Source organism: Paenibacillus sp. FSL H7-0703, assembly GCF_038003485.1.
Taxonomy (GTDB): domain Bacteria; phylum Bacillota; class Bacilli; order Paenibacillales; family Paenibacillaceae; genus Paenibacillus; species Paenibacillus polymyxa_B.
The window spans coordinates 3,271,785-3,290,665 of record NZ_JBBOPF010000001.1; the positions used below are offsets into that span (position 1 = coordinate 3,271,785).

18 protein-coding genes are annotated in these 18,881 nt (G+C 48.3%); all 18 read left to right on the forward strand.

Going from position 1 to position 18,881, the window contains the following annotated elements:
• Nucleotides 1–9 precede the first annotated feature (9 nt).
• The 18 genes from MHB46_RS14385 to MHB46_RS14470 all read left to right on the forward strand — a co-directional run bounded on the left by MHB46_RS14385 (nucleotide 10) and on the right by MHB46_RS14470 (nucleotide 18,872).
• Nucleotides 10–993 (forward strand): ABC transporter ATP-binding protein, encoded by a 984-nt coding sequence (locus MHB46_RS14385; protein ID WP_341162643.1) that lies wholly within the window; start codon nucleotides 10–12, stop codon nucleotides 991–993.
• Nucleotides 990–1,955 carry an ABC transporter ATP-binding protein gene (locus MHB46_RS14390; protein ID WP_039272116.1) on the forward strand — a complete coding sequence of 322 codons (966 nt, stop codon included), beginning with the start codon at nucleotides 990–992 and terminating at the stop codon, nucleotides 1,953–1,955. Before MHB46_RS14385 ends, MHB46_RS14390 begins: the two co-directional genes overlap by 4 nt.
• Before the next feature lie 159 nt (nucleotides 1,956–2,114).
• Complete coding sequence (locus MHB46_RS14395) at nucleotides 2,115–3,056, forward strand: D-alanyl-D-alanine carboxypeptidase family protein (protein ID WP_061830438.1); 942 nt, start codon at nucleotides 2,115–2,117, stop codon at nucleotides 3,054–3,056.
• A gap of 236 nt (nucleotides 3,057–3,292) precedes the next feature.
• On the forward strand, nucleotides 3,293–4,351 hold the full coding sequence (locus MHB46_RS14400) for an LCP family protein (RefSeq protein WP_341162644.1): 1,059 nt from the start codon (nucleotides 3,293–3,295) through the stop codon (nucleotides 4,349–4,351).
• 45 nt (nucleotides 4,352–4,396) lie between these two features.
• Nucleotides 4,397–4,825, forward strand: coding sequence for a CBS domain-containing protein (locus tag MHB46_RS14405; RefSeq protein WP_013312792.1), 429 nt, complete (start codon nucleotides 4,397–4,399; stop codon nucleotides 4,823–4,825).
• A 121-nt stretch (nucleotides 4,826–4,946) separates the two neighbouring features.
• Nucleotides 4,947–5,249, forward strand: a complete 303-nt coding sequence (locus MHB46_RS14410) for a MazG-like family protein (protein ID WP_013312791.1) — start codon at nucleotides 4,947–4,949, stop codon at nucleotides 5,247–5,249.
• A gap of 5 nt (nucleotides 5,250–5,254) precedes the next feature.
• Nucleotides 5,255–6,172, forward strand: a complete 918-nt coding sequence (locus MHB46_RS14415; RefSeq protein WP_165178320.1) for a DUF2232 domain-containing protein — start codon at nucleotides 5,255–5,257, stop codon at nucleotides 6,170–6,172.
• Nucleotides 6,173–6,183: 11 nt separating this feature from the next.
• Nucleotides 6,184–8,172: a DHH family phosphoesterase gene (locus MHB46_RS14420; RefSeq protein ID WP_039272108.1), complete on the forward strand. Its 1,989-nt coding sequence runs from the start codon at nucleotides 6,184–6,186 to the stop codon at nucleotides 8,170–8,172.
• Entirely contained in the window at nucleotides 8,169–8,612 is a 444-nt protein-coding gene (gene rplI, locus MHB46_RS14425; RefSeq protein ID WP_013312788.1) for a 50S ribosomal protein L9, read from the forward strand. The genes MHB46_RS14420 and rplI overlap by 4 nt, the downstream gene beginning before the upstream one ends.
• A 2-nt stretch (nucleotides 8,613–8,614) precedes the next feature.
• Nucleotides 8,615–9,973, forward strand: coding sequence for a replicative DNA helicase (dnaB, locus tag MHB46_RS14430; RefSeq protein WP_013373892.1), 1,359 nt, complete (start codon nucleotides 8,615–8,617; stop codon nucleotides 9,971–9,973).
• Between the two features lie 377 nt (nucleotides 9,974–10,350).
• Nucleotides 10,351–11,637 carry an adenylosuccinate synthase gene (locus MHB46_RS14435; protein WP_029518946.1) on the forward strand — a complete coding sequence of 429 codons (1,287 nt, stop codon included), beginning with the start codon at nucleotides 10,351–10,353 and terminating at the stop codon, nucleotides 11,635–11,637.
• A gap of 203 nt (nucleotides 11,638–11,840) precedes the next feature.
• On the forward strand, nucleotides 11,841–12,665 hold the full coding sequence (locus MHB46_RS14440) for an ABC transporter permease (RefSeq protein ID WP_341162645.1): 825 nt from the start codon (nucleotides 11,841–11,843) through the stop codon (nucleotides 12,663–12,665).
• A 53-nt stretch (nucleotides 12,666–12,718) separates the two neighbouring features.
• On the forward strand, nucleotides 12,719–13,750 hold the full coding sequence (locus MHB46_RS14445; protein ID WP_341162646.1) for an ABC transporter ATP-binding protein: 1,032 nt from the start codon (nucleotides 12,719–12,721) through the stop codon (nucleotides 13,748–13,750).
• A 98-nt stretch (nucleotides 13,751–13,848) separates the two neighbouring features.
• On the forward strand, nucleotides 13,849–15,018 hold the full coding sequence (locus tag MHB46_RS14450) for an extracellular solute-binding protein (RefSeq protein ID WP_025723151.1): 1,170 nt from the start codon (nucleotides 13,849–13,851) through the stop codon (nucleotides 15,016–15,018).
• Nucleotides 15,019–15,020: 2 nt separating this feature from the next.
• Nucleotides 15,021–15,863, forward strand: coding sequence for an ABC transporter permease (locus MHB46_RS14455; protein WP_165178318.1), 843 nt, complete (start codon nucleotides 15,021–15,023; stop codon nucleotides 15,861–15,863).
• A 30-nt stretch (nucleotides 15,864–15,893) separates the two neighbouring features.
• Nucleotides 15,894–17,408, forward strand: coding sequence for a hypothetical protein (locus MHB46_RS14460; RefSeq protein WP_341162647.1), 1,515 nt, complete (start codon nucleotides 15,894–15,896; stop codon nucleotides 17,406–17,408).
• Complete coding sequence (locus MHB46_RS14465) at nucleotides 17,405–17,872, forward strand: hypothetical protein (protein WP_341162648.1); 468 nt, start codon at nucleotides 17,405–17,407, stop codon at nucleotides 17,870–17,872. The genes MHB46_RS14460 and MHB46_RS14465 overlap by 4 nt, the downstream gene beginning before the upstream one ends.
• Nucleotides 17,865–18,872, forward strand: coding sequence for a CehA/McbA family metallohydrolase (locus tag MHB46_RS14470; RefSeq protein WP_341162649.1), 1,008 nt, complete (start codon nucleotides 17,865–17,867; stop codon nucleotides 18,870–18,872). The genes MHB46_RS14465 and MHB46_RS14470 overlap by 8 nt, the downstream gene beginning before the upstream one ends.
• Nucleotides 18,873–18,881 lie beyond the last annotated feature (9 nt).

Here is an 18,881-nt window from a genome sequence, read left to right on the forward strand (position 1 = left end):
CGAACGTTTATGGAAAATGCTTTGATTGAATTTCGTAACCTGAAAACCCACTTTCATACCTCTAACGGAACTGTCAAAGCGGTCAATGACGTCAGTTTTAAAATTCGTGAGGGTGAAACGCTCTGTGTGGTAGGAGAATCAGGCTGCGGTAAGAGTGTAACAGCGATGACGATGATGCGGTTGATTGATTCTCCCCACACCTCAGACGGACAAATCTGGTTTGAGGGCAAGGACCTTCTAAAACTCAATAAAGGTCAAATGCAGCAGATTCGCGGCAATGACATCTCGATTATTTTTCAGGAGCCCATGTCTTCTCTGAATCCCGTGCTTACGATTGGGGAACAGATCACGGAGCCATTGCTGATGCACACATTAATGAGTAAAAAAGAAGCACATGCTCGGGCAATTGAGCTGATTAATTTGGTGGGGATTTCACGTTCAGAGGAAATATTTCATTCCTATCCTCATGAATTGAGTGGCGGTATGCGCCAGCGGATCATGATTGCCATCGCATTAAGCTGTAATCCGAAGCTATTGATTGCGGATGAACCAACAACGGCACTGGATGTTACGATTCAGGCACAGATTCTGGATTTAATGCGGGATTTGAAGGATAAGCTTAAAACGTCCATTATGCTCATCACGCACGACTTGGGCGTCGTGGCAGAAATGGCTGATTATGTAGTTGTTATGTATGCTGGAAACGTCATTGAAGAGGCGCCTGTCATTGAGCTGTTTAAAAATCCGCAACATCCATATACTCAAGGCTTATTAAAGGCGAAGCCCGTCATTAATCAGAAAATGGATCGACTCTATTCCATCCCAGGACAGGTTCCAAACCCGATTGAGCTAGGAGAAAATTGTAATTTTCATGATCGGTGCGCCCATTGTATGCAAATTTGCAAGGATCAGGCTCCTCCCTTGAATGAAAAGGAGAATGGTCATAAGGTTGCCTGCTGGCTATATGAGAAAGAAGGAGGGCAACGGATATGAGCGAGCCTTTGATTCAAGTGGAAGGGCTGAAAAAGTATTTCCCGATCACAGGCGGAATTTTTCAGCGTACTGTCGGACATGTGAAAGCAGTCGATGACGTATCCTTTAACATTCATAAGGGTGAATCCTTCGGTCTGGTAGGAGAATCGGGTTGCGGCAAAAGTACGATTGGACGTACGATTCTCAGATTGATGGATAAGACAGAGGGATCGGTACGATATAAAGGCGAGGATTTGCACGCGTTAAACAAAGAGCAGATCCGTGCGCTTCGTCCGAAGTTGCAAATCGTCTTTCAGGACCCTTTTAGCTCACTGAATCCGAGAATTAAGGTCGGTGAAGCCATTGGAGAGGCATTGCTGGATCACGGGTTGATTGATCGTAGTGAGCTGCGGAAGAAGGTCAATGAAACGCTGAACATTTGCGGGCTGTCCTCGTATCATTATGATCGGTATCCGCATGAGTTCTCTGGCGGTCAGCGCCAGCGGATCGGGATTGCACGGGCTTTGATTTTGAATCCTGATTTTATTGTGGCTGACGAGCCGGTATCTGCTCTGGATGTGTCTATTCAGGCCCAGATCATTAACTTGTTAAGTGATTTGCAGCAGGAACGCCAATTGACCTATCTGTTCATCTCGCATGATCTAAGTGTAGTCGAGCATCTGTGTAGCCGGATTGGCGTGATGTATCTGGGTTCAATGGTAGAGCTTTCCTCTAAGGAGGAACTGTTCAGTAATCCGCTTCATCCGTACACGAAGGCGCTGCTATCGGCAGTACCGATTCCCGATCCCACGATCAAGAGACAACGGATTGTGTTGAAAGGAGACATCCCATCTCCGGCCAATCCGCCTTCAGGATGCAAGTTTCATACACGTTGTCCTATGGCAGAAGCACGTTGTAAAACAGAGACTCCGGTATACCGCGATGCGGGCGATCAGCATTTTGTAGCCTGTCACTTTGCCTAAAATATAATAATTAGGAAGCAAAATATCCGTCATTCTGAAAGCAGAATTGACGGATATTTTGGCGTGGAATAAAAAAGGTAAAAAAATTGTATCTTTTTTTCGAAAAATTGCAGACAAAATGGATTTTTCATCGTCTAATAAAGTATGGAGGTTATTACGATGATGAAAAAACATTGGTTACGTTGGGCTATTGTCGTCCCGGTACTTATTATATTGATTTTTATTACGCTTGGGCCCCGCCTGTTGATCGGAAAGCCGAATGTGGATGCAGAGGCTGCGGTGCTGATGGACATGCATACTGGGGAATTACTGATGGATGTGAACGGCGATACGCCTATGCCTTCCGCAAATATGTCCAAGCTCATGACCGAGCTATTGGTGCTGGAGGATATTCGGGCCGGACGGTTAGGCTGGAATGATGAAGTGCGAATTAGCCGTTACGCGAGTACGGTGGGCGGTGTAAATCTCTCCCTCCGGTATGGTGAAAGGATGACCGTATCCGAATTGTTCCAGAGTATGGTTGTGTATTCAGCGAATGATGCCGCTGTCGCGTTAGCGGAGCGTTCAGCAGGGAATGAATCAGCTTTTGTGAAGCGTATGAATGGAAAAGCTGCCCAAATTGGGTTGTCATCCGATAGTCGCTTTAGCAATGCGTCTGGGGCAGGTCAGAGTGAACTGGGGCCGAATCACCCTGAGGATATTCAGGGAGAAACGAAAATGACAGCAAGCGACACGGCAAAGTTGGCCTCCTATTTGATTACGTCACACCCGGAGATTTTGAGAACGTCCAGTCGTACGCAAATGGAGTTGAAGGATAAAGGCATCTACATTAGTAATACGAACTGGATGCTGCCTTCCTTGGCTGGACCGTACTCTTACGCGGGAACGGACGGACTGAAAGCAGGGTACACAAGCGATGCTGGATACTGCTTCACGGGCACAGCTGAGCAGCATGGAAGACGGCTAGTTGCTGTGGTGCTGGGTGCACCGAGCAAGGAAGAGCGTTTTGAGCAGACACGGAAGTTGTTCGATTATGGTTTTTCCCTGTCGACTTCTTTCCCGGTGAGACTGCAAAATTTGGTGAAACTGGCTCCACATTAAGGCGAAAAATGACTTTGAAAGCTACATAGGATACGGATATAAACATGAATTGGGGCTTTGACCGTGAGGTCGAAGCCTTTTTTGGCATGAATTTGAGAAGCTGACCACGCCATGATACTTTTGACAACAGGGTAGCAGACCTTTTATGCTTTGAGGGGAAGTTTTCGCTTCATGTGGGACCAATTCGGTTTAATGAAGAGATGGGATTTGTGACGGAAAGAAGGAAGGTACCTGTTATGGAGAGAAGACATAAGAGAAGGACCAGTGGAAAGCCCAAAAAGAAAAAGAGGTTTACCGCTCTATATATTTCATGTATTGTTTTATTTTTGATTGCAGTGGGAGGCTACCTATTCCGCAAACAGCTGACACTGGTGGCTTTTGATTGGTTTGTATCACCGACGTTGGAGAGCAAGCTGGAGAAATCCTATCAGCCGCGACAATCCGGTGAACAGCAGCAGCAAGAGACAGTAGCTTACCGTAAGGAGCCCTTTTCGGTGCTGTTACTGGGTACAGATGAAAGGCCAAATGAAAAGGCGCGTGGTCGTTCGGATACGGTTATGTATGCAGTAGTACGGCCCGCAGAATCGCGTCTGCTTTTGATTTCCATTCCAAGGGATACGTACGTACAGATTGTCGGACATGATCCGAATCGCGATGGCGAGGATGATTTTGATAAGTTGGGGCATGCTTATGCGTTCGGAGGCGCAGATATGTCCATGGCTACAGTAGAGAAGTTGATGGAGCATAAGGCCGATTATTATGCTACGATTAATTTCCAGGGTATTCAGGAGGCGGTGAATGCAGTGGGTGGAGTTGTGCTTCCCATCGACAAGCCCATTGAGAATAAGAACCCGCTGCATATCAAGTTCCGTATTGAGGCGGGCAAGCCGCTTTATAATGGTGAGGAAGCGATGTATTATGTTAGATATCGGGAAGATAGCGACTTCAACCGCACAAAACGGCAGCAAATATTTTTAAACGCTATGGCGGATAAGCTGCTGAATATCAACGGAATTACCAAGATCCCGGAGCTGCTCGATATTATGGGAGCCAATTTTAAAACCGATATGGAACCTACTTTTATTACTGGACTTGGCAAGCAAGCTATTTCGCAGGGGAATCCACAAATTTCAAGTTTTACGATTACGGGGGAAGGGTTCAAGAAGAAGGGCCTGTATTATGACCGGGCTAATGAACAGGAACTTGAATATGCCAGACTCATCATTGCGAACTGGCTTGATTCTGATACAACCCCGCAGACGCTGAGGCTTCCCGACAAGCAGGACATTCAGTGAGTAATCAATGGATTTATATTTGATTTTGAGGGGGATTCGTTTCTCATGAATATCGCTTTTTTCTTGCTTCCCAAACAGGAAGTTGCTTGTGTAACGGCAGATGCTACTTTACGGCAAACGTTGGAACGGATGGAATATCACCGTTTTACAGCGGTTCCTATTTTGGATAAAGAAGGTAGATATACAGGTACGGTTACAGAAGGTGATCTGTTGTGGCATATGAAAGAGTCCGAGGGGAAAATCACCTTTGAAAACGCTTCTAAGTTCATGCTTAAGGACGTTCCGTTGCGGGTTACGATGAAGCCCGTATCCATTGACGCGAACATGGAGGATTTAATTAATTTGGCGAAGGTGCAGAACTTTGTGCCCGTTGTAGATGATATGGAACGGTTTATTGGCATTGTACGTCGCAGCCAGATTATTGAGTATTGTGAAAAATTTGTGTCCAGGGAATCGCTTAATACTTCAAGCTAAAATAAGCAGCAAAGCTGGTCCGAAAATAACGATTTACCCTACGGGGTAACACTTATTTTCAGAATAGGATATGCTATAATGGAGAATAAAGCTTTTTCAGAGGGGTGTGACTCTTCATCATATGCCTAAAGAAATGGATGTAGTTAAACGGGCCAAGGTTATTGAATGGCTTAAAACAGAGGTGCTTGACCAAGTCTCCCGTCTGTTTAAGGCGATGTGGGAAGGCAGTACAGCCCGCATCGGTGATTGTTTGGCGAGTTTGGTGATGAGCAGTTATATTTTGGGGAGGCGCCTTGGAGTGTCTTACCGTGAATTGGATGATCTACTCATCGACAAGCTAAGAAAGCACAGAAAAGAAGGACACCAGCTGGAGGATTGGTATCAGGACATTTCCGCACTGGAAGAACATATGCGTAAGAGGTGAAAACGTTGAAATTCCGCTTGGCAACTGTAGCATGGAGCGTCATTTATTTGCTTCTGCTGCTGACTCTATTGACACCATTAAGAATCATTACCGTATTTTTGCTGATTGTGCCTGGCGCTGTATTGTTTTCATCGCTGCCTTTCAAAGGATTTCTGGTCCACGTCATACCGGTGCTGTTAATTATAGCGCTACTCGATGTGTATTCGCTGCTCCCTGCCATTTATTTTCTGATTCCTTCAATAATGATGGGACGGATTTATAAAAAGGGAGGACCTGCTTTTCAAGCGTTGATGACCGGGATGGGCGTTATTTTAGCCGAGTTGTTGGTTGTTCTGTTTATCGCTACGTATTCCTTTGGATTTGATCTTTCGCAGTACCTTCGTGATCAGGCTGCGATATCGGCAAGTATTGTACAGCAGGTTTTGAGTGCTAATCCGATGTTTTCAAACATGAATTGGACGGCAGAGGATACGCAGAAACTCGGCACAATGCTGATTGGAAAAATTCCGTATGTGCTGATCGTGACCTCGTTCATATTGGCGGTGATTACGCATGCTTTGGCACGTCCGGCATTGAGCAGTCTCGACGTACCGGTACGCAAAATGAAGCCTGCCCGCGAGTGGAGGCTACCACGCGCGCTGATCTGGTATTATCTGCTGGCAATTGTAATTGAATGGATAGCAGGGTCTTCTGATAGCAGCTGGATTCAAATGGTTTCCATTAGTATGCTGCCGCTGATCCATGCATGTTTTATTATCCAGACAATTGGTTTTGTATACTTCTGGACGCATAGCCGTAAAATGAGCCCGGTGATTGCGTTGCTGCTGTCGCTCGTCGTTCTGGTGTTCCAGCCGCTCCGCATTATAGGTATTATTGATTTGGCCTTTCCGCTGCGTGAAGCTATTACAAGATCAAAGAAATAGGGTGAACAGTCATGCCTAAATTTCTACAAAAACGCTGGCACGGCTATCAGACGGTCTGGGCGTTTTTACTGCTGCTGGTGCTTGTCATATGTATTTCCATGTACAACTGGGAACTGGGTGTGATAGGACTGCTGCTGTCGTTCTTGCTCGGCGGGCTGATGCTGAAGACGGAATTGGATTTTCGTCGGGAACTGAATCAATATATCAGCGGTCTTTCCTTCCGGATCAAGCGGGTGGAAGGGGAAGCGATTAGTGCATTGCCGTTCGGCATCATTTTATACAGTGAAAATCGAACGGTAGAATGGCACAATCGGTTTGCCGGGGAGATGTTCGAGGAGCAATCACTGATTGGTGAATCTCTTCAAGATTTGTTTCCTCAACTCGCAGGTGCTCTAAGCACCAAGAAGGAAACAAAGGAGCCTGCTCGTGAGCTGAAGGTGGAGCTACAGCATGATGAGCGTCATTATCAGTTTCTGATTGTGCCCGATGAGCGTCTGATATATTTGTATGAAGTCACGGAGTTGGCGGTGCTACGCAAGCAGTATGAAAACGAGCGATTGGCGCTCGGTATCGTCATGCTCGATAATATGGACGAGGCTGCTCAGGGGATGGACGATCAGCAGCGTACCGCGCTTATTGCGAAGGTGTCAAGCGAGATTACATCCTGGGCTAATCAGTACAATATTTATTTGCGTCGATTATCTTCTGAGCGTTATCTCATTATGCTAAATCATAAAGCGCTTCAGGAGCTGGAGCAAAGTCGATTCGTCATTCTGGATACCGTAAGGGAAATGACAGCGGATTTGAAAGTACCGATGACACTGAGTATTGGCTTATCCTTTGGTGCAGAGAGCATCAAGGAGCTAGGGGAGCTGGCCCAATCCAGTCTAGATATGGCGCTTGGGCGTGGAGGCGATCAGGCAGCAGTGAAGGCGGGACAACGCCTGTCCTTTTACGGAGGCAAGTCCAATGCTGTCGAGAAGCGTACCAGAGTGCGTGCCCGAGTCATTGCACATGCGTTGCGTGATCTGATGCAGGAGAGCGACCGCGTGCTGATCATGGGACACAAAATACCGGACATGGATGCAGTGGGAGCGGCCATCGGTGTGTGGAAGGCTGCGGCGCTTTACAATGTAGAGGCACATATCGTACTGGATAAATCTAATCCGTCTATCGACCGAATGATGGAGCAGGTAAACAAGGATGAGAAGTTATCGCAAGCGCTCCTGACGCCAGAGCAGTCGCTCCAGCTAATGACTGAGCACAGTCTGCTGGTCGTGGTGGACACGCACAAGGCCTCCATGACGATTGAGCCGCGTCTAGTGCAGACGGCCAGTCGGGTGGTGGTTGTCGACCATCATCGTCGGGGCGAGGAATTTATTAACGATTCGGTTCTGATCTACTTGGAGCCCTATGCGTCATCGGCCTGTGAGCTGGTGACCGAGCTGCTGCAATATATCCATGAGAAGGTCCAACTGACACCGCTGGAGGCAACATCACTGTTGGCAGGGATTACGGTGGATACTAAGCATTTTTCCCTGCATACAGGCTCGCGTACATTTGAGGCAGCAGGCTTTTTACGGCGTAGCGGGGCAGATACAGTTATGATCCAGCGCATGTTAAAAGAGGACCTGGATGAATATATTGCTAAGGCGGAAATTATTAAGCATGCTAAAATGATATATGGGCATATCGCAATTGCGGTAACTGAGCCCGGACAGAAAATACCGCAGCTCCTGATTGCTCAGGTGGCGGATTCATTACTCAATATGACGGATGTACTGGCCTCCTTTGTGGTCAGTGAACGTCCTGACGGCCTGGTGGGGATCAGCGCCCGTTCACTCGGACGCATGAACGTACAGGTCGTCATGGAACGGCTAGGCGGCGGAGGACATCTGACGAATGCGGCGGTTCAGCTGGATTGCCCGCTGGAGGAAGCTAAGCGCAGAGTGGTCGACGTGCTGGCCGAAATTGATGGGGAAGAGGGGTTATTTGAATGAAAGTGATATTCATTAAAGATATGAAGGGCCAAGGCAAGAAGGGGCAAATTAAGGAAGTTTCGGACGGTTATGCAGCGAATTTCCTGTTGCCGCGTGGTGTTGCCCGCCCAGCGACAGAAGGAAATATGAAGACGCTGGAAAATCAGAATGCTGCTGAGGAAAAACGCAAGCAAGAGGAAAAGGAAGAGGCGCAGGCGCTCGGCAAAAAGCTGGAAGAGACAACGGTTCAGCTCAAGGCGAAAGCTGGTGAAGGTGGACGGCTGTTCGGCGCGATTACAAGCAAGCAAATCGCGGAGGCAGTAGCTAAAACTGGCATCAAGTTGGACAAACGCAAAATTGAGCTGGAAGAACCGATTCGTACGTTGGGCGTGACTCAAATGACCGTTAAGCTTCATCCTGAGGTCAAAGCTACGCTGAAAGTACAGGTGACTGAAGAATAATTATGGGCGGCGAATTTTTTGATCGGATTCCTCCGCAAAATCTGGAGGCTGAACAGGCGGTTATCGGGTCTATTTTGCTCCAGTCTGAAGCACTGATTACCGCAATGGAGCGGGTGCAGACCGAGGACTTTTATGATAAGGCTCATCAGATGATTTACGAAGCAATGATTGAGCTGGGTGAATCCGGACAGCCGATTGACTTGGTTACGCTGACCTCGAAAATTCAGGACAAGGGACAGCTAGAGGATATCGGCGGTGTCAGTTATCTGGCGAAGCTGGCTCACGGGGTGCCAACAGCGGCTAACGTGGATTACTATGCCCAGATCATTGAAGAAAAAGCGATGCTTCGTCGCTTGATTCGTGCAGCTACGCAGATTGTGAGCGAAGGCTATAGCAGTGGCGAGGATGTCGCTGGTATGCTGAGCGATGCTGAGCGCAAGATTATGGAGATATCCAACGGGCGCTCAGGTAGTGGCTTTATTGCCATCCGCGATGTCGTGATGGAAGTGTTTGACCGCGTTGAATTGCTGCATCAGAACAAGGGCAATACGACCGGAATTCCGTCTGGATTTGTTGATTTGGACAAGATGACGGCGGGTTTCCAGCGCAATGACTTGATCATTGTGGCCGCCCGCCCATCCGTAGGTAAAACAGCGTTCGCTCTGAATATTGCGCAAAACGTTGCAGTTCGGGCAAAAGAGACAGTAGCCATCTTCAGTCTGGAGATGTCGGCCGCTCAGCTCGTGCAGCGGATGATTTGCGCCGAGGCCAATCTGGACGCGAACGTCATGCGGACAGGTGAATTTAAAGGCGACGACGATTGGGCGAAGTTGACGATGGGCATTGCAGCCTTGTCAGAGGCGGAAATCTATATCGATGATACACCCGGCATCACTGTGGCTGATATCCGTGCCAAATGCCGCCGTCTCAAGGCGGAAAAGGGACTGGGTATGATCGTAATCGACTACTTGCAGCTTATTCACGGACGAGGCAAAGCAGGCGAGAACCGGCAGCAGGAGGTATCGGAAATTTCACGGACATTGAAACAAATCGCTCGTGAGCTTGAAGTGCCTGTAATTGCCCTCTCCCAGCTGAGTCGGGGTGTGGAGCAGCGTCAAGACAAGCGGCCGATGATGAGTGACTTGCGGGAATCGGGTTCTATCGAGCAGGATGCTGATATCGTGGCGTTTCTGTACCGGGATGATTACTATAATCAGGAAACAGAAAAGAAGAATATTATTGAGATTATCATTGCCAAGCAGCGTAACGGCCCGGTCGGTACGGTAGAGTTGGTCTTTCTCAAAAATTATAATAAATTCGCTAATTACGAGCGTGCCCATTCGGATGCGTTCGCCGGATAACATATTAGTATCATTAGAAAAGGCTCTTTCGACGCGGATTTCGCGATCTCGAAAGGGTCTTTTTTTATAGAATTCACGTATTTTCATATAAGGAATGAAACTCTCAATTACGAACAATACTATTTTCATGTAATATAATGTTCGCTTTTTATTTGACTTTAAAAAATGGTGCTGTTACACTTATAGTGCTGCTTCAACGCAGTGGGGAGATCATTACGCCCGGGACTTTCCGAACCTACGGAATGTCTGCGACGGACGTTTTTTCCTGCTGTCCGAGAACGCTCCATATCTGCTCGCTCAGGCGGTTGAAGTCTGATATGCGTAGTGTGTCAGCTCAAAATCAGAGTGTCTGTGGGCACTCCACGGAGGAATGAAACATGTCAACTGTAGTCGTTGTGGGAACACAATGGGGAGACGAAGGCAAAGGTAAAATCACGGACTATCTGGCGGAAAGCGCTGAAGTGGTGGCCCGTTACCAAGGCGGAAACAATGCTGGTCATACGATTCTCATTGACGGTAAAAAGTACAAGCTGAGCCTGATTCCATCCGGCGTTTTTTATGAAGATAAAAAGTGTGTTATTGGCAACGGCATGGTAGTAAATCCAGCCGCTCTTATTGAAGAAATTACTTACATTCATGATAATGGCTTTTCCACGAAAAATCTGGTCATTAGTGACCGTGCACATGTGATTATGCCGTACCATATGACGCTGGATGTGCTGGAAGAAGACCGCAAAGGTCCTAACAAAATTGGTACTACCCGTAAAGGGATTGGCCCTGCTTATATGGATAAAGCTGCACGTAACGGTATTCGTATTGCTGATTTGCTGGATGCAGAGGAATTCGAAAAGAAGCTGCGCCATCAAACGAAAGAAAAAAATCAAGTGATTGAACAAGTATATGGCGGCGAGCCATTGGATGTAGAAGCAATACTGAAACAGTATCTGGAATATGCTGAATTTATCCGTCCTTATGTAGGCGATACGTCTGTCGTGTTGAATGATGCGATTGACGCAAATCAAAAGGTACTGTTTGAAGGTGCGCAAGGCGTTATGCTCGATATCGACCAAGGTACGTATCCATACGTTACGTCCTCTAACCCGTCGGCTGGCGGCGTATGTATTGGTTCCGGTGTGGGACCATCCAAGATTCAACAAGTCATCGGTGTAGCTAAATCGTACACAACTCGTGTAGGTGATGGACCCTTCCCAACTGAGCTGAACGATGAAGTCGGCGATTACATTCGTGAAACAGGTCATGAGTACGGTACGGTTACAGGTCGTGCTCGTCGTGTTGGCTGGTTTGACAGCGTCGTTGTGCGTCATGCCCGTCGTGTCAGTGGGTTAACGGGTCTTTCCCTGAACTCGCTGGACGTATTGACTGGCCTGAAAACGGTGAAAATTTGCACAGGTTACAAGTACCGCGGCGAGGTGATTACGCATTATCCGGCTAGCCTGAAAATGCTGGCGGAATGCGAAGCGGTATATGAAGAAATGCCAGGTTGGAGCGAAGACATCACTGGCGTGAAAACGCTGGAGGAACTGCCTGAGACTACACGCAATTACGTACAACGCGTGTCTGATCTGACGGGTATCCCAATCGCTATTTTCTCGGTTGGGCGTAATCGCGATCAAACGAATCAGGTGCTTCCGATTTATTTGTAGGACAAGAATGATATAGCTATTGATACACGTTCAAAGAGAGAGGCTGTTAGCAGCCTCTCTCTTTTTTTATTCTGTGAAGTGTTAAATGGTTACTCCCCCTTTACATAATCTTATCTTCCTTGTCGATTTGTGATAACAAACCCTCTCTATAATCCAAATAGAAAAGTGATTCGGACGTCTAGACGTCTTGAGAGGGATGAATTATGAACTGGTATCTTCGCTCACTCGGCACACGCAAAATTGTGGAGTTCATCGTGCTTGTCATTTTCGTCATTTTTTTTCTGGGGCCTCTGACCAATCTTCTCCTTTTGGCGGTTTCGGGAAAATGGCAGTATCCTGCACCGCTCCCGCAGAGCTTGTCACTGGAATGGTGGGAGTTTGTACTTACCCAGGATGATGTACTCAGCTCGATTTCTCTATCCTTCCTGATTGCGATTACCGTTACGGTCTGCTCCATTATCGTATGTATTCCTGCTGCTTATGCCTTTGCACGAATTTCTTTCCCGTTCAGTAAGTGGTTCCTTTTCTCATTCCTACTTACGCATGCTTTTCCGAAAATGGGTTTGTATGTGTCTATTGCCGTACTATTCTACCAATTCGGGTTGATGAACACCTTTGCAGGCATTGTGCTTATCCATATGGTAAACACGCTCATGTATATGACCTGGATTCCTTCCTCTGCCTTCCGCAGCGTACATCGTGCACAGGAGGAGTCAGCGCGGGATGCCGGAGCCGGACCATTTCGGGTGTTTTGGAAAATCACCTTTCCTATGGCGCTGCCCGGCATTGTGGTCGCCTCCATTTTTACCTTTCTTGCTTCACTGGATGAAGCACAGGGGACACTCCTTGTCGGAACGCCGGACTATAAAACAATGCCGGTCATCATGTATTCCATCATTGCTGATTATCCGAGCACAACAGGCGCTGTTTTCTCAGTCATTCTTACCCTACCAACGATCATTCTGCTATTGGCAGCCAAGCGTTTTGTAAGTGCCGATGTACTGGCAGGCGGATTTCAGGTGAAATAACGTAATTGGTCAAAAGAGGAGTTTGTAAAATCCTGAAAAAGGAGCCTAAGCTAATGCCCATTCAATTATCCATTCAAGAGTTAACCAAGCGCTTCAAGACAGGAGACGGAGTCAAAGGCATTTCACTTGACGTGATGAAGGGAGAGCTGGTGACACTGCTGGGACCTTCCGGCTGTGGTAAAACAACCGTGCTTCGCTCCATTGGCGGCTTTTTGGACCCGGACAGTGGCGACATTCAGATTCAGGGTAAAAGCGTACTCAAGCTGCCGCCCGAAAAGCGTCCGACGGCTATGGTGTTCCAAAGCTATAATTTGTGGCCGCATATGACCGTGTATGACAACCTGGCTTTCGGGTTGAAGATTCGAAAGGTGAAGAAGACAGAGATTGACCGTCAGGTGAAGGAAGCGCTAGCGCTGGTTCGGCTAGAGAGCGCAGAGCGTAAAACGCCGGGACAGCTCTCGGGAGGTCAGCAGCAGCGGGTAGCACTCGCTCGGGCTTTGCTGCTAAAGCCTGATGTATTGCTGCTGGACGAGCCCTTTTCCGCGCTTGATGCCAAATTGCGTATGGAGATGAGAGAGGAGCTGCGCGATATCCAGACCCAGACGGGGATGACGATGGTGTTCGTCACCCATGATCAGGAGGAGGCGCTGTCCATTTCCGACCGCATCGTCGTTATGAATGCGGGCCGGATTGAGCAGCTTTCTTCACCGCAGGAGATCTATGACAAGCCACAGTCACTTTTTGTAGCAGGTTTTATTGGCCGGATCAATTTATTAAAGGGGGTGAGTACAGGTCGCAGTGTCTCTGTGAGCGGAATACCGTTTGCACAAGAGTATGAATACACGGGTGAATCCATGGTTGGTGTAAGGCCAGAGGATATTGTTCTGACGACGGAAGAAAAAGGTTCTCTAGCCGGAACGATCAGACAAGTGATGATTCTCGGGCATTATGCGGAAGTTTCGCTGGATAGCGGTACCCATCATCTGAAAATGTTTGTGCCGCGTGAACGAGCGACCGAGCTGCGCAGTGGAGAGCACATCAGATTCAGCTTCAGTAAAATTGTTACTTTTCCAGCAGCACAGTGAAGATTCACGATCAACCTCTATATCGCATCAATGTCCATCACGAACGCATCATCTGGTGATGCTGCGAACTTGTGCAACTATCTAAAGGAGGCAACAACGTGTTTGGGAAAAAGAATATGGGTCTGGTTTTGGCAGGGGTACTTAGTTTATCGTTGTTGGCTGGCTGTGGAAACGGCGGTAATGCCGCCACGGCTACAGGGGAAGCCAAGTCTACCAAAGCGGGAGCCGCTACGGGAACAACGGAAATTTCCTTGTACACTGGAGGGTCTCTGAACGTTAAAGAGCTGTGGGAAACGTTAATCAAGGACTTTGAAGCTAAAAATGATCACGTTAAGGTCAAACTGGTGTATTTGCCAGCAGGAACCGGAGGTGCATCTACACTGGACCGTCTGATCGCAGCCAAGAAAAGCGGACAAACCGATACAGATATCGACCTGTACGAAGGCAGTCTGGATGACATCACTAAAGGGGTAGGCGAGAAACTGTGGGAAACGGTGGACGCTGCCAAAGTTCCAAATTTGAAGAATGTGGATGAAACGTATCTCAAGCAAGTCAACAATCAGGCCATTCCATACCGTGCCTCTTCGGTTGTCCTTGCCTATAATAGTGCAAAAGTAGCAACACCTCCGAAAACAGCCGACGAGTTGTACACGTGGATTCGCCAGCATCCGGGCAAGTTTGCCTATAACGATCCGTCCACGGGTGGGTCAGGCAGCTCGTTTGTGAACACGGTTATCTATAATTTCCTTCCGCCAGAGGCGATGAACAGTGATGATCCGGCAAATATGAAAAAATGGGATCAAGGTTTCTCACTGCTCAAGGAACTGGGCCCTTCAATGTACCAAAAAGGAGTCTATCCTAAGAAGAACCAAGGCACGCTTGATATTTTAGCAAGTGGAGAGGTAGACATGGTCCCAGCCTGGTCTGATATGGCGCTCGAACAACTGGCTAAAGGGCTGCTTCCAGACACGGTGAAGCTGACACAAATTGACCCTGCCTTTACAGGTGGACCTTCTTATCTGATGGTTCCTTCACTTTCCTCCAAAAAAGAAGCAACCCAGGAATTCTTGAATTATATACTGACGCCTGAAGCGCAAACGGTGGTTATTAATAAAATGTATGGCTATCCAGGGATTAAGTGGAATCTGATGCCAACGGAGCTGCAAGAGAAATTCAACAGTGTATCTTCTGGATACCGCAGCTTTAACAGCGGAGAGCTTCAGCAGGAAATCTACAAACGCTGGCAAAGTGAAGTAGCGGGCGGTTGATCATGAGTTCATTGTCTAAAAGGGGGATGCTGGGGCTTGCCCTGGTCATCCCGTCTTTTCTCATTTTGCTGGTCGTCGTTATTATTCCGATTCTCTATGCCGTGAAGGAAAGCTTGATTGATCAATATGGAACGGGCTACGGTCTGGCCAATTATATTCGGCTGTTCACGGAACCTGCCATGCGTAGAAATATCATGTATACCATTAATGTCACGTTAGTCTCGACGGCCCTTACTCTGGTCATCAGCTATGCTTTGGCGATTTATCTGAGATTCGGCAAAGGAGTTGTCGTGAAGTGGATAGGCCGCTTGTATTTTATTCCGATGTTTGTTCCCGGTGTAATTGCAACGTATGCGATCATTACAATGTATGGCAATCACGGTTGGGCCGCACGTCTTTTGCTGCCGCTCGGCATTGAGACGATTCCGAGGATTATTTATGACTACAAAGGGCTGGTGCTGGCTAATTTGTGGTTCAACATTCCGTTCGCAACCATGCTGCTGAGCTCGGCACTTGCCAGTATTCCAAACGCTGTCGTCGAAAGTGCCAGAGATGCCGGAGCCAGCACGATGCAGCTGTTTGGTCGCTTTATTTTACCCCTTTCCTACAAAACGATGTGGGTTGCGGTGACCTTCATTTTCATGGGAATCATGGGAAGCTTTACGGCTCCCTTCCTGATCGGTGCCAACTCACCACAAGTGCTGGGTGTTGCGATGCAGCAGGTGTTTTCCAGCTATCAGGAGACGCATACGGCCAGCGCAATGGCGGTGTTTATGTTTTTACTGTGTTCTTTTATGGGCTACTTTTATATTCGGACAATGGTGAAGGATGCGGATGCCAGCTAGACCGCCGTTATAACTAAGGAGGTTACAGGGATGAACAGCCAAGCAGAGGTGCAAATTACCGGGTTTAGTGGGCGAGTGTGGGAAAAGGATCTGCTGGATTGCGGTTATCGGATTGCCTTACACAAGGCGGAGGTTGAGCTCAGTCCGGGAAACGGGTTCCGGTTTAGGTTCTCCATGCCAGAAGACGGATACGCGGAGCTTGATCTGTTCGCCAGATCAGACAGTGACTGGGCTGCGACAGATCGAGAATCTGCCTTCGTACGCCTCTACCTGAATGAAGCCTATAATCAAGATGTCATTTTGTACTATGGCAGCAATCAGGGAGTATATACCCGTTTGTTGGGATATCTAAAAGAAGGCGATTACGAGGTCTATGCTGAATTTCGCGAACTGGAATCGGCTCCGCTTGTATCTCGAGCATGGATCGACGGGGTTGAACTGCGCTGCGTGGCTGATTCCTCTCCAAGATCGCTGATTTACCGCCATACCCCGCTTTTATATGGCCGCAATCTGTCACATCCCTATGAGAATCGCTTTACGGATACACCGCTTGTTTTGTTCTATTCCATAGAAGTGAACGAGGGGAAGACGGTCATCGAATACCAGATGATGTTCAGCCATGAAGATGAGGGAACGCCCGCGCCGCTGCTTATGAGCAAATGGGGAAGAACCACCGATATCGAATGGATGTACCGCGTCGAGCTGGATGCAGGGGGCAATGTTCTGGAAGCTGTTTTCCAAGGGGCACATCATATTACGACTGCGTTTAATGGCAATTATGATCTGGGTGGGCATCCTGTTCTCCAATCCGCAACAACTAACGGAAACTTTAAGGATGACATCACATCGGACTATCGTTTTATGTTGCCGCCTGCTTTCCAGTGGAAACCAGAGGAAGAGCCACGTGAGGCGGTCATGAGCCGTTTTCCTTTTGCCTATCAGGTCACTGGGTGGGAGATGGAACGTCAGCAGGAGCTGGAAATGCCATCACAAGCGTCTTCCATTACACTTGCACACCAGCGTAGCTATGTGTTTATCCAGACTTCCAAACGTCCCTTGCGGGATTCGGACAGAGAATTGTCTCCAGGGTTCAAGCCTGGCTTCAATCGGCGTGAGGAAGATGCCTGTGTCGATGTTCAGCTTCGCCTTCACGGCTCGGAGCAGTGGTATTCATCCTGCCATCATGATCTGAGACTCGGGGAATTTAGAGCCGCTTATGAGGGGGCAGAGTCACATTTTTCTACCACGATCAAGCTATCTGGAGAGGCTGTGCTTGAGGATATAGCTGAAATCAGAGCCGTATTGCTGGAAGGCGGTGCGGACAGCATGGAAGTGGCCGGACTGTGTGCTTTTACGTTAAACGAGGATAATCTGCCGCAGTTTCCGGGTATTCGTACAGACCGGGTAATTGAGCTGACGCGGCTTCAACCCGTGGGTGTTTTATGGACAGCCGACAAGGACGTGTCGGGTGATGAAGAACATCCTTTGAATGATATGGTGAAGCAAGTTGTGGATGAACCGTCCAGCCAGGATGAGCAGTCATGAGCAGGCTGCTGTATGTGGAGGGAACGGTCGACAGAACCTGCACCCAGAGCCATATTACGTACTCTTTCCATATTCCACAGCCGACGGAAACGATCCGTATTCACTTCTCTTACACGCCCAAGTTATTGAAAGATCAAGAGCAAGCACGAGAAATCATTGAGGAAAGCATGAGCAAGTACGGATACGACGAGCCGGGGCATTCATCCGATCTATGGAAGAAGTATGTACCGCTGCAAAATTTATTAACGCTGTCTGTCGATGATCCTCTCCGTCACCGGGGAAATGCACACCGTCCCGAGATGCAGCAGGAGCATTGGCTCGGTTCGTCTGCGGCCTCGCCGGGATTCCTCGCAGGAGATCATCCGGCGGGCATGTGGCGGATTACGGTCAGTCTGCATGCCGTTGTGACCGAGACGCTTGCCTACCAAATTCATGTATTGGGGGAGGAAGCGACATATGCTTAAGTGGATTCCAGCTGAGCTTCACACCCATACGCTTCACAGCGACGGAAAGCAAACGTTGGAGGAGCTTGTTCAAAGCGCAGTGAATCTGGGGCTTGAATGCATCGCTATGACAGATCACAACACGCAATCGGCACTTGCGGATCAGGAAAGGGTTCAGCGGCAGTTCGGTCTCCCGATCATTCCAGGGATGGAGTGGACGACCTTTTACGGGCATATGCTGACGCTTGGGGTTGATCGCTTTATCGACTGGCGTGTGCTGGGGCCAGATGACATTCATGAGGGGATTCGGCAGGTGCATGAGCAGGGAGGCATTGCAGGGATTGCCCATCCGTTCAGGATCGGAAGTCCGATCTGTACGGGGTGCTTTTGGGAGTACACGATTCAGGATTGGCATGAGGTGGATTATATAGAGGTCTGGTCAACGCTGATGCCACCTATTAAGCGAGATAGCCAGCGGGCGTTTGCCATGTGGACCGATTTGTTGAATCAAGGGTATCGCATCACTGCGGTAAGCGGTCGGGACTGGCATGTGTCTAAACCGGATGATGCACTTCCGGCTGTTACGTATCTGGGGGTTCATGATGAAGCAGAAGAGCGAGAAGGTTTAGCAGGCCGGTCAGTTGAGGCGATTCGCCAAGGTTCAGTGTCAGTTACGATGGGACCGTTACTGACGATGTGGGCACAGATTAAGGGCAGAGAACATCGTTATCACATCGGCGAATGTATAGAGCTGACTGTAGAGGATTCACTATCGGTGACGGTTCAATTGGATGTGGAAGCAAGAGCAGCCCATTACAACCTCAAGCCTCAGAATCTTCGTCTTCTGCTGACAAGTAGTCTTGGAATATGCTCCGAGATTCAGATCCCTGCTCAAACTGGAGAATATACGCTGTCATTGCAAGATCCGCTAGGAAAGGGCTGGATACGAGCCGAGCTTTACGGCTGCATGGAAGACTGCGTGATGATGATTGCTTTTACGAATCCGATTTATATGGATTAACACAATAGA

Coding starts and splice junctions, on each gene's coding strand:
- MHB46_RS14385 (WP_341162643.1), top strand. CDS start 10: ATGGAAAATGCTTTGATTGAATTTCGTAACCTGAAAACCCACTTTCAT.
- MHB46_RS14390 (WP_039272116.1), top strand. CDS start 990: ATGAGCGAGCCTTTGATTCAAGTGGAAGGGCTGAAAAAGTATTTCCCG.
- MHB46_RS14395 (WP_061830438.1), top strand. CDS start 2,115: ATGATGAAAAAACATTGGTTACGTTGGGCTATTGTCGTCCCGGTACTT.
- MHB46_RS14400 (WP_341162644.1), top strand. CDS start 3,293: ATGGAGAGAAGACATAAGAGAAGGACCAGTGGAAAGCCCAAAAAGAAA.
- MHB46_RS14405 (WP_013312792.1), top strand. CDS start 4,397: ATGAATATCGCTTTTTTCTTGCTTCCCAAACAGGAAGTTGCTTGTGTA.
- MHB46_RS14410 (WP_013312791.1), top strand. CDS start 4,947: ATGCCTAAAGAAATGGATGTAGTTAAACGGGCCAAGGTTATTGAATGG.
- MHB46_RS14420 (WP_039272108.1), top strand. CDS start 6,184: ATGCCTAAATTTCTACAAAAACGCTGGCACGGCTATCAGACGGTCTGG.
- rplI (WP_013312788.1), top strand. CDS start 8,169: ATGAAAGTGATATTCATTAAAGATATGAAGGGCCAAGGCAAGAAGGGG.
- dnaB (WP_013373892.1), top strand. CDS start 8,615: ATGGGCGGCGAATTTTTTGATCGGATTCCTCCGCAAAATCTGGAGGCT.
- MHB46_RS14435 (WP_029518946.1), top strand. CDS start 10,351: ATGTCAACTGTAGTCGTTGTGGGAACACAATGGGGAGACGAAGGCAAA.
- MHB46_RS14440 (WP_341162645.1), top strand. CDS start 11,841: ATGAACTGGTATCTTCGCTCACTCGGCACACGCAAAATTGTGGAGTTC.
- MHB46_RS14445 (WP_341162646.1), top strand. CDS start 12,719: ATGCCCATTCAATTATCCATTCAAGAGTTAACCAAGCGCTTCAAGACA.
- MHB46_RS14455 (WP_165178318.1), top strand. CDS start 15,021: ATGAGTTCATTGTCTAAAAGGGGGATGCTGGGGCTTGCCCTGGTCATC.
- MHB46_RS14460 (WP_341162647.1), top strand. CDS start 15,894: ATGAACAGCCAAGCAGAGGTGCAAATTACCGGGTTTAGTGGGCGAGTG.
- MHB46_RS14465 (WP_341162648.1), top strand. CDS start 17,405: ATGAGCAGGCTGCTGTATGTGGAGGGAACGGTCGACAGAACCTGCACC.
- MHB46_RS14470 (WP_341162649.1), top strand. CDS start 17,865: ATGCTTAAGTGGATTCCAGCTGAGCTTCACACCCATACGCTTCACAGC.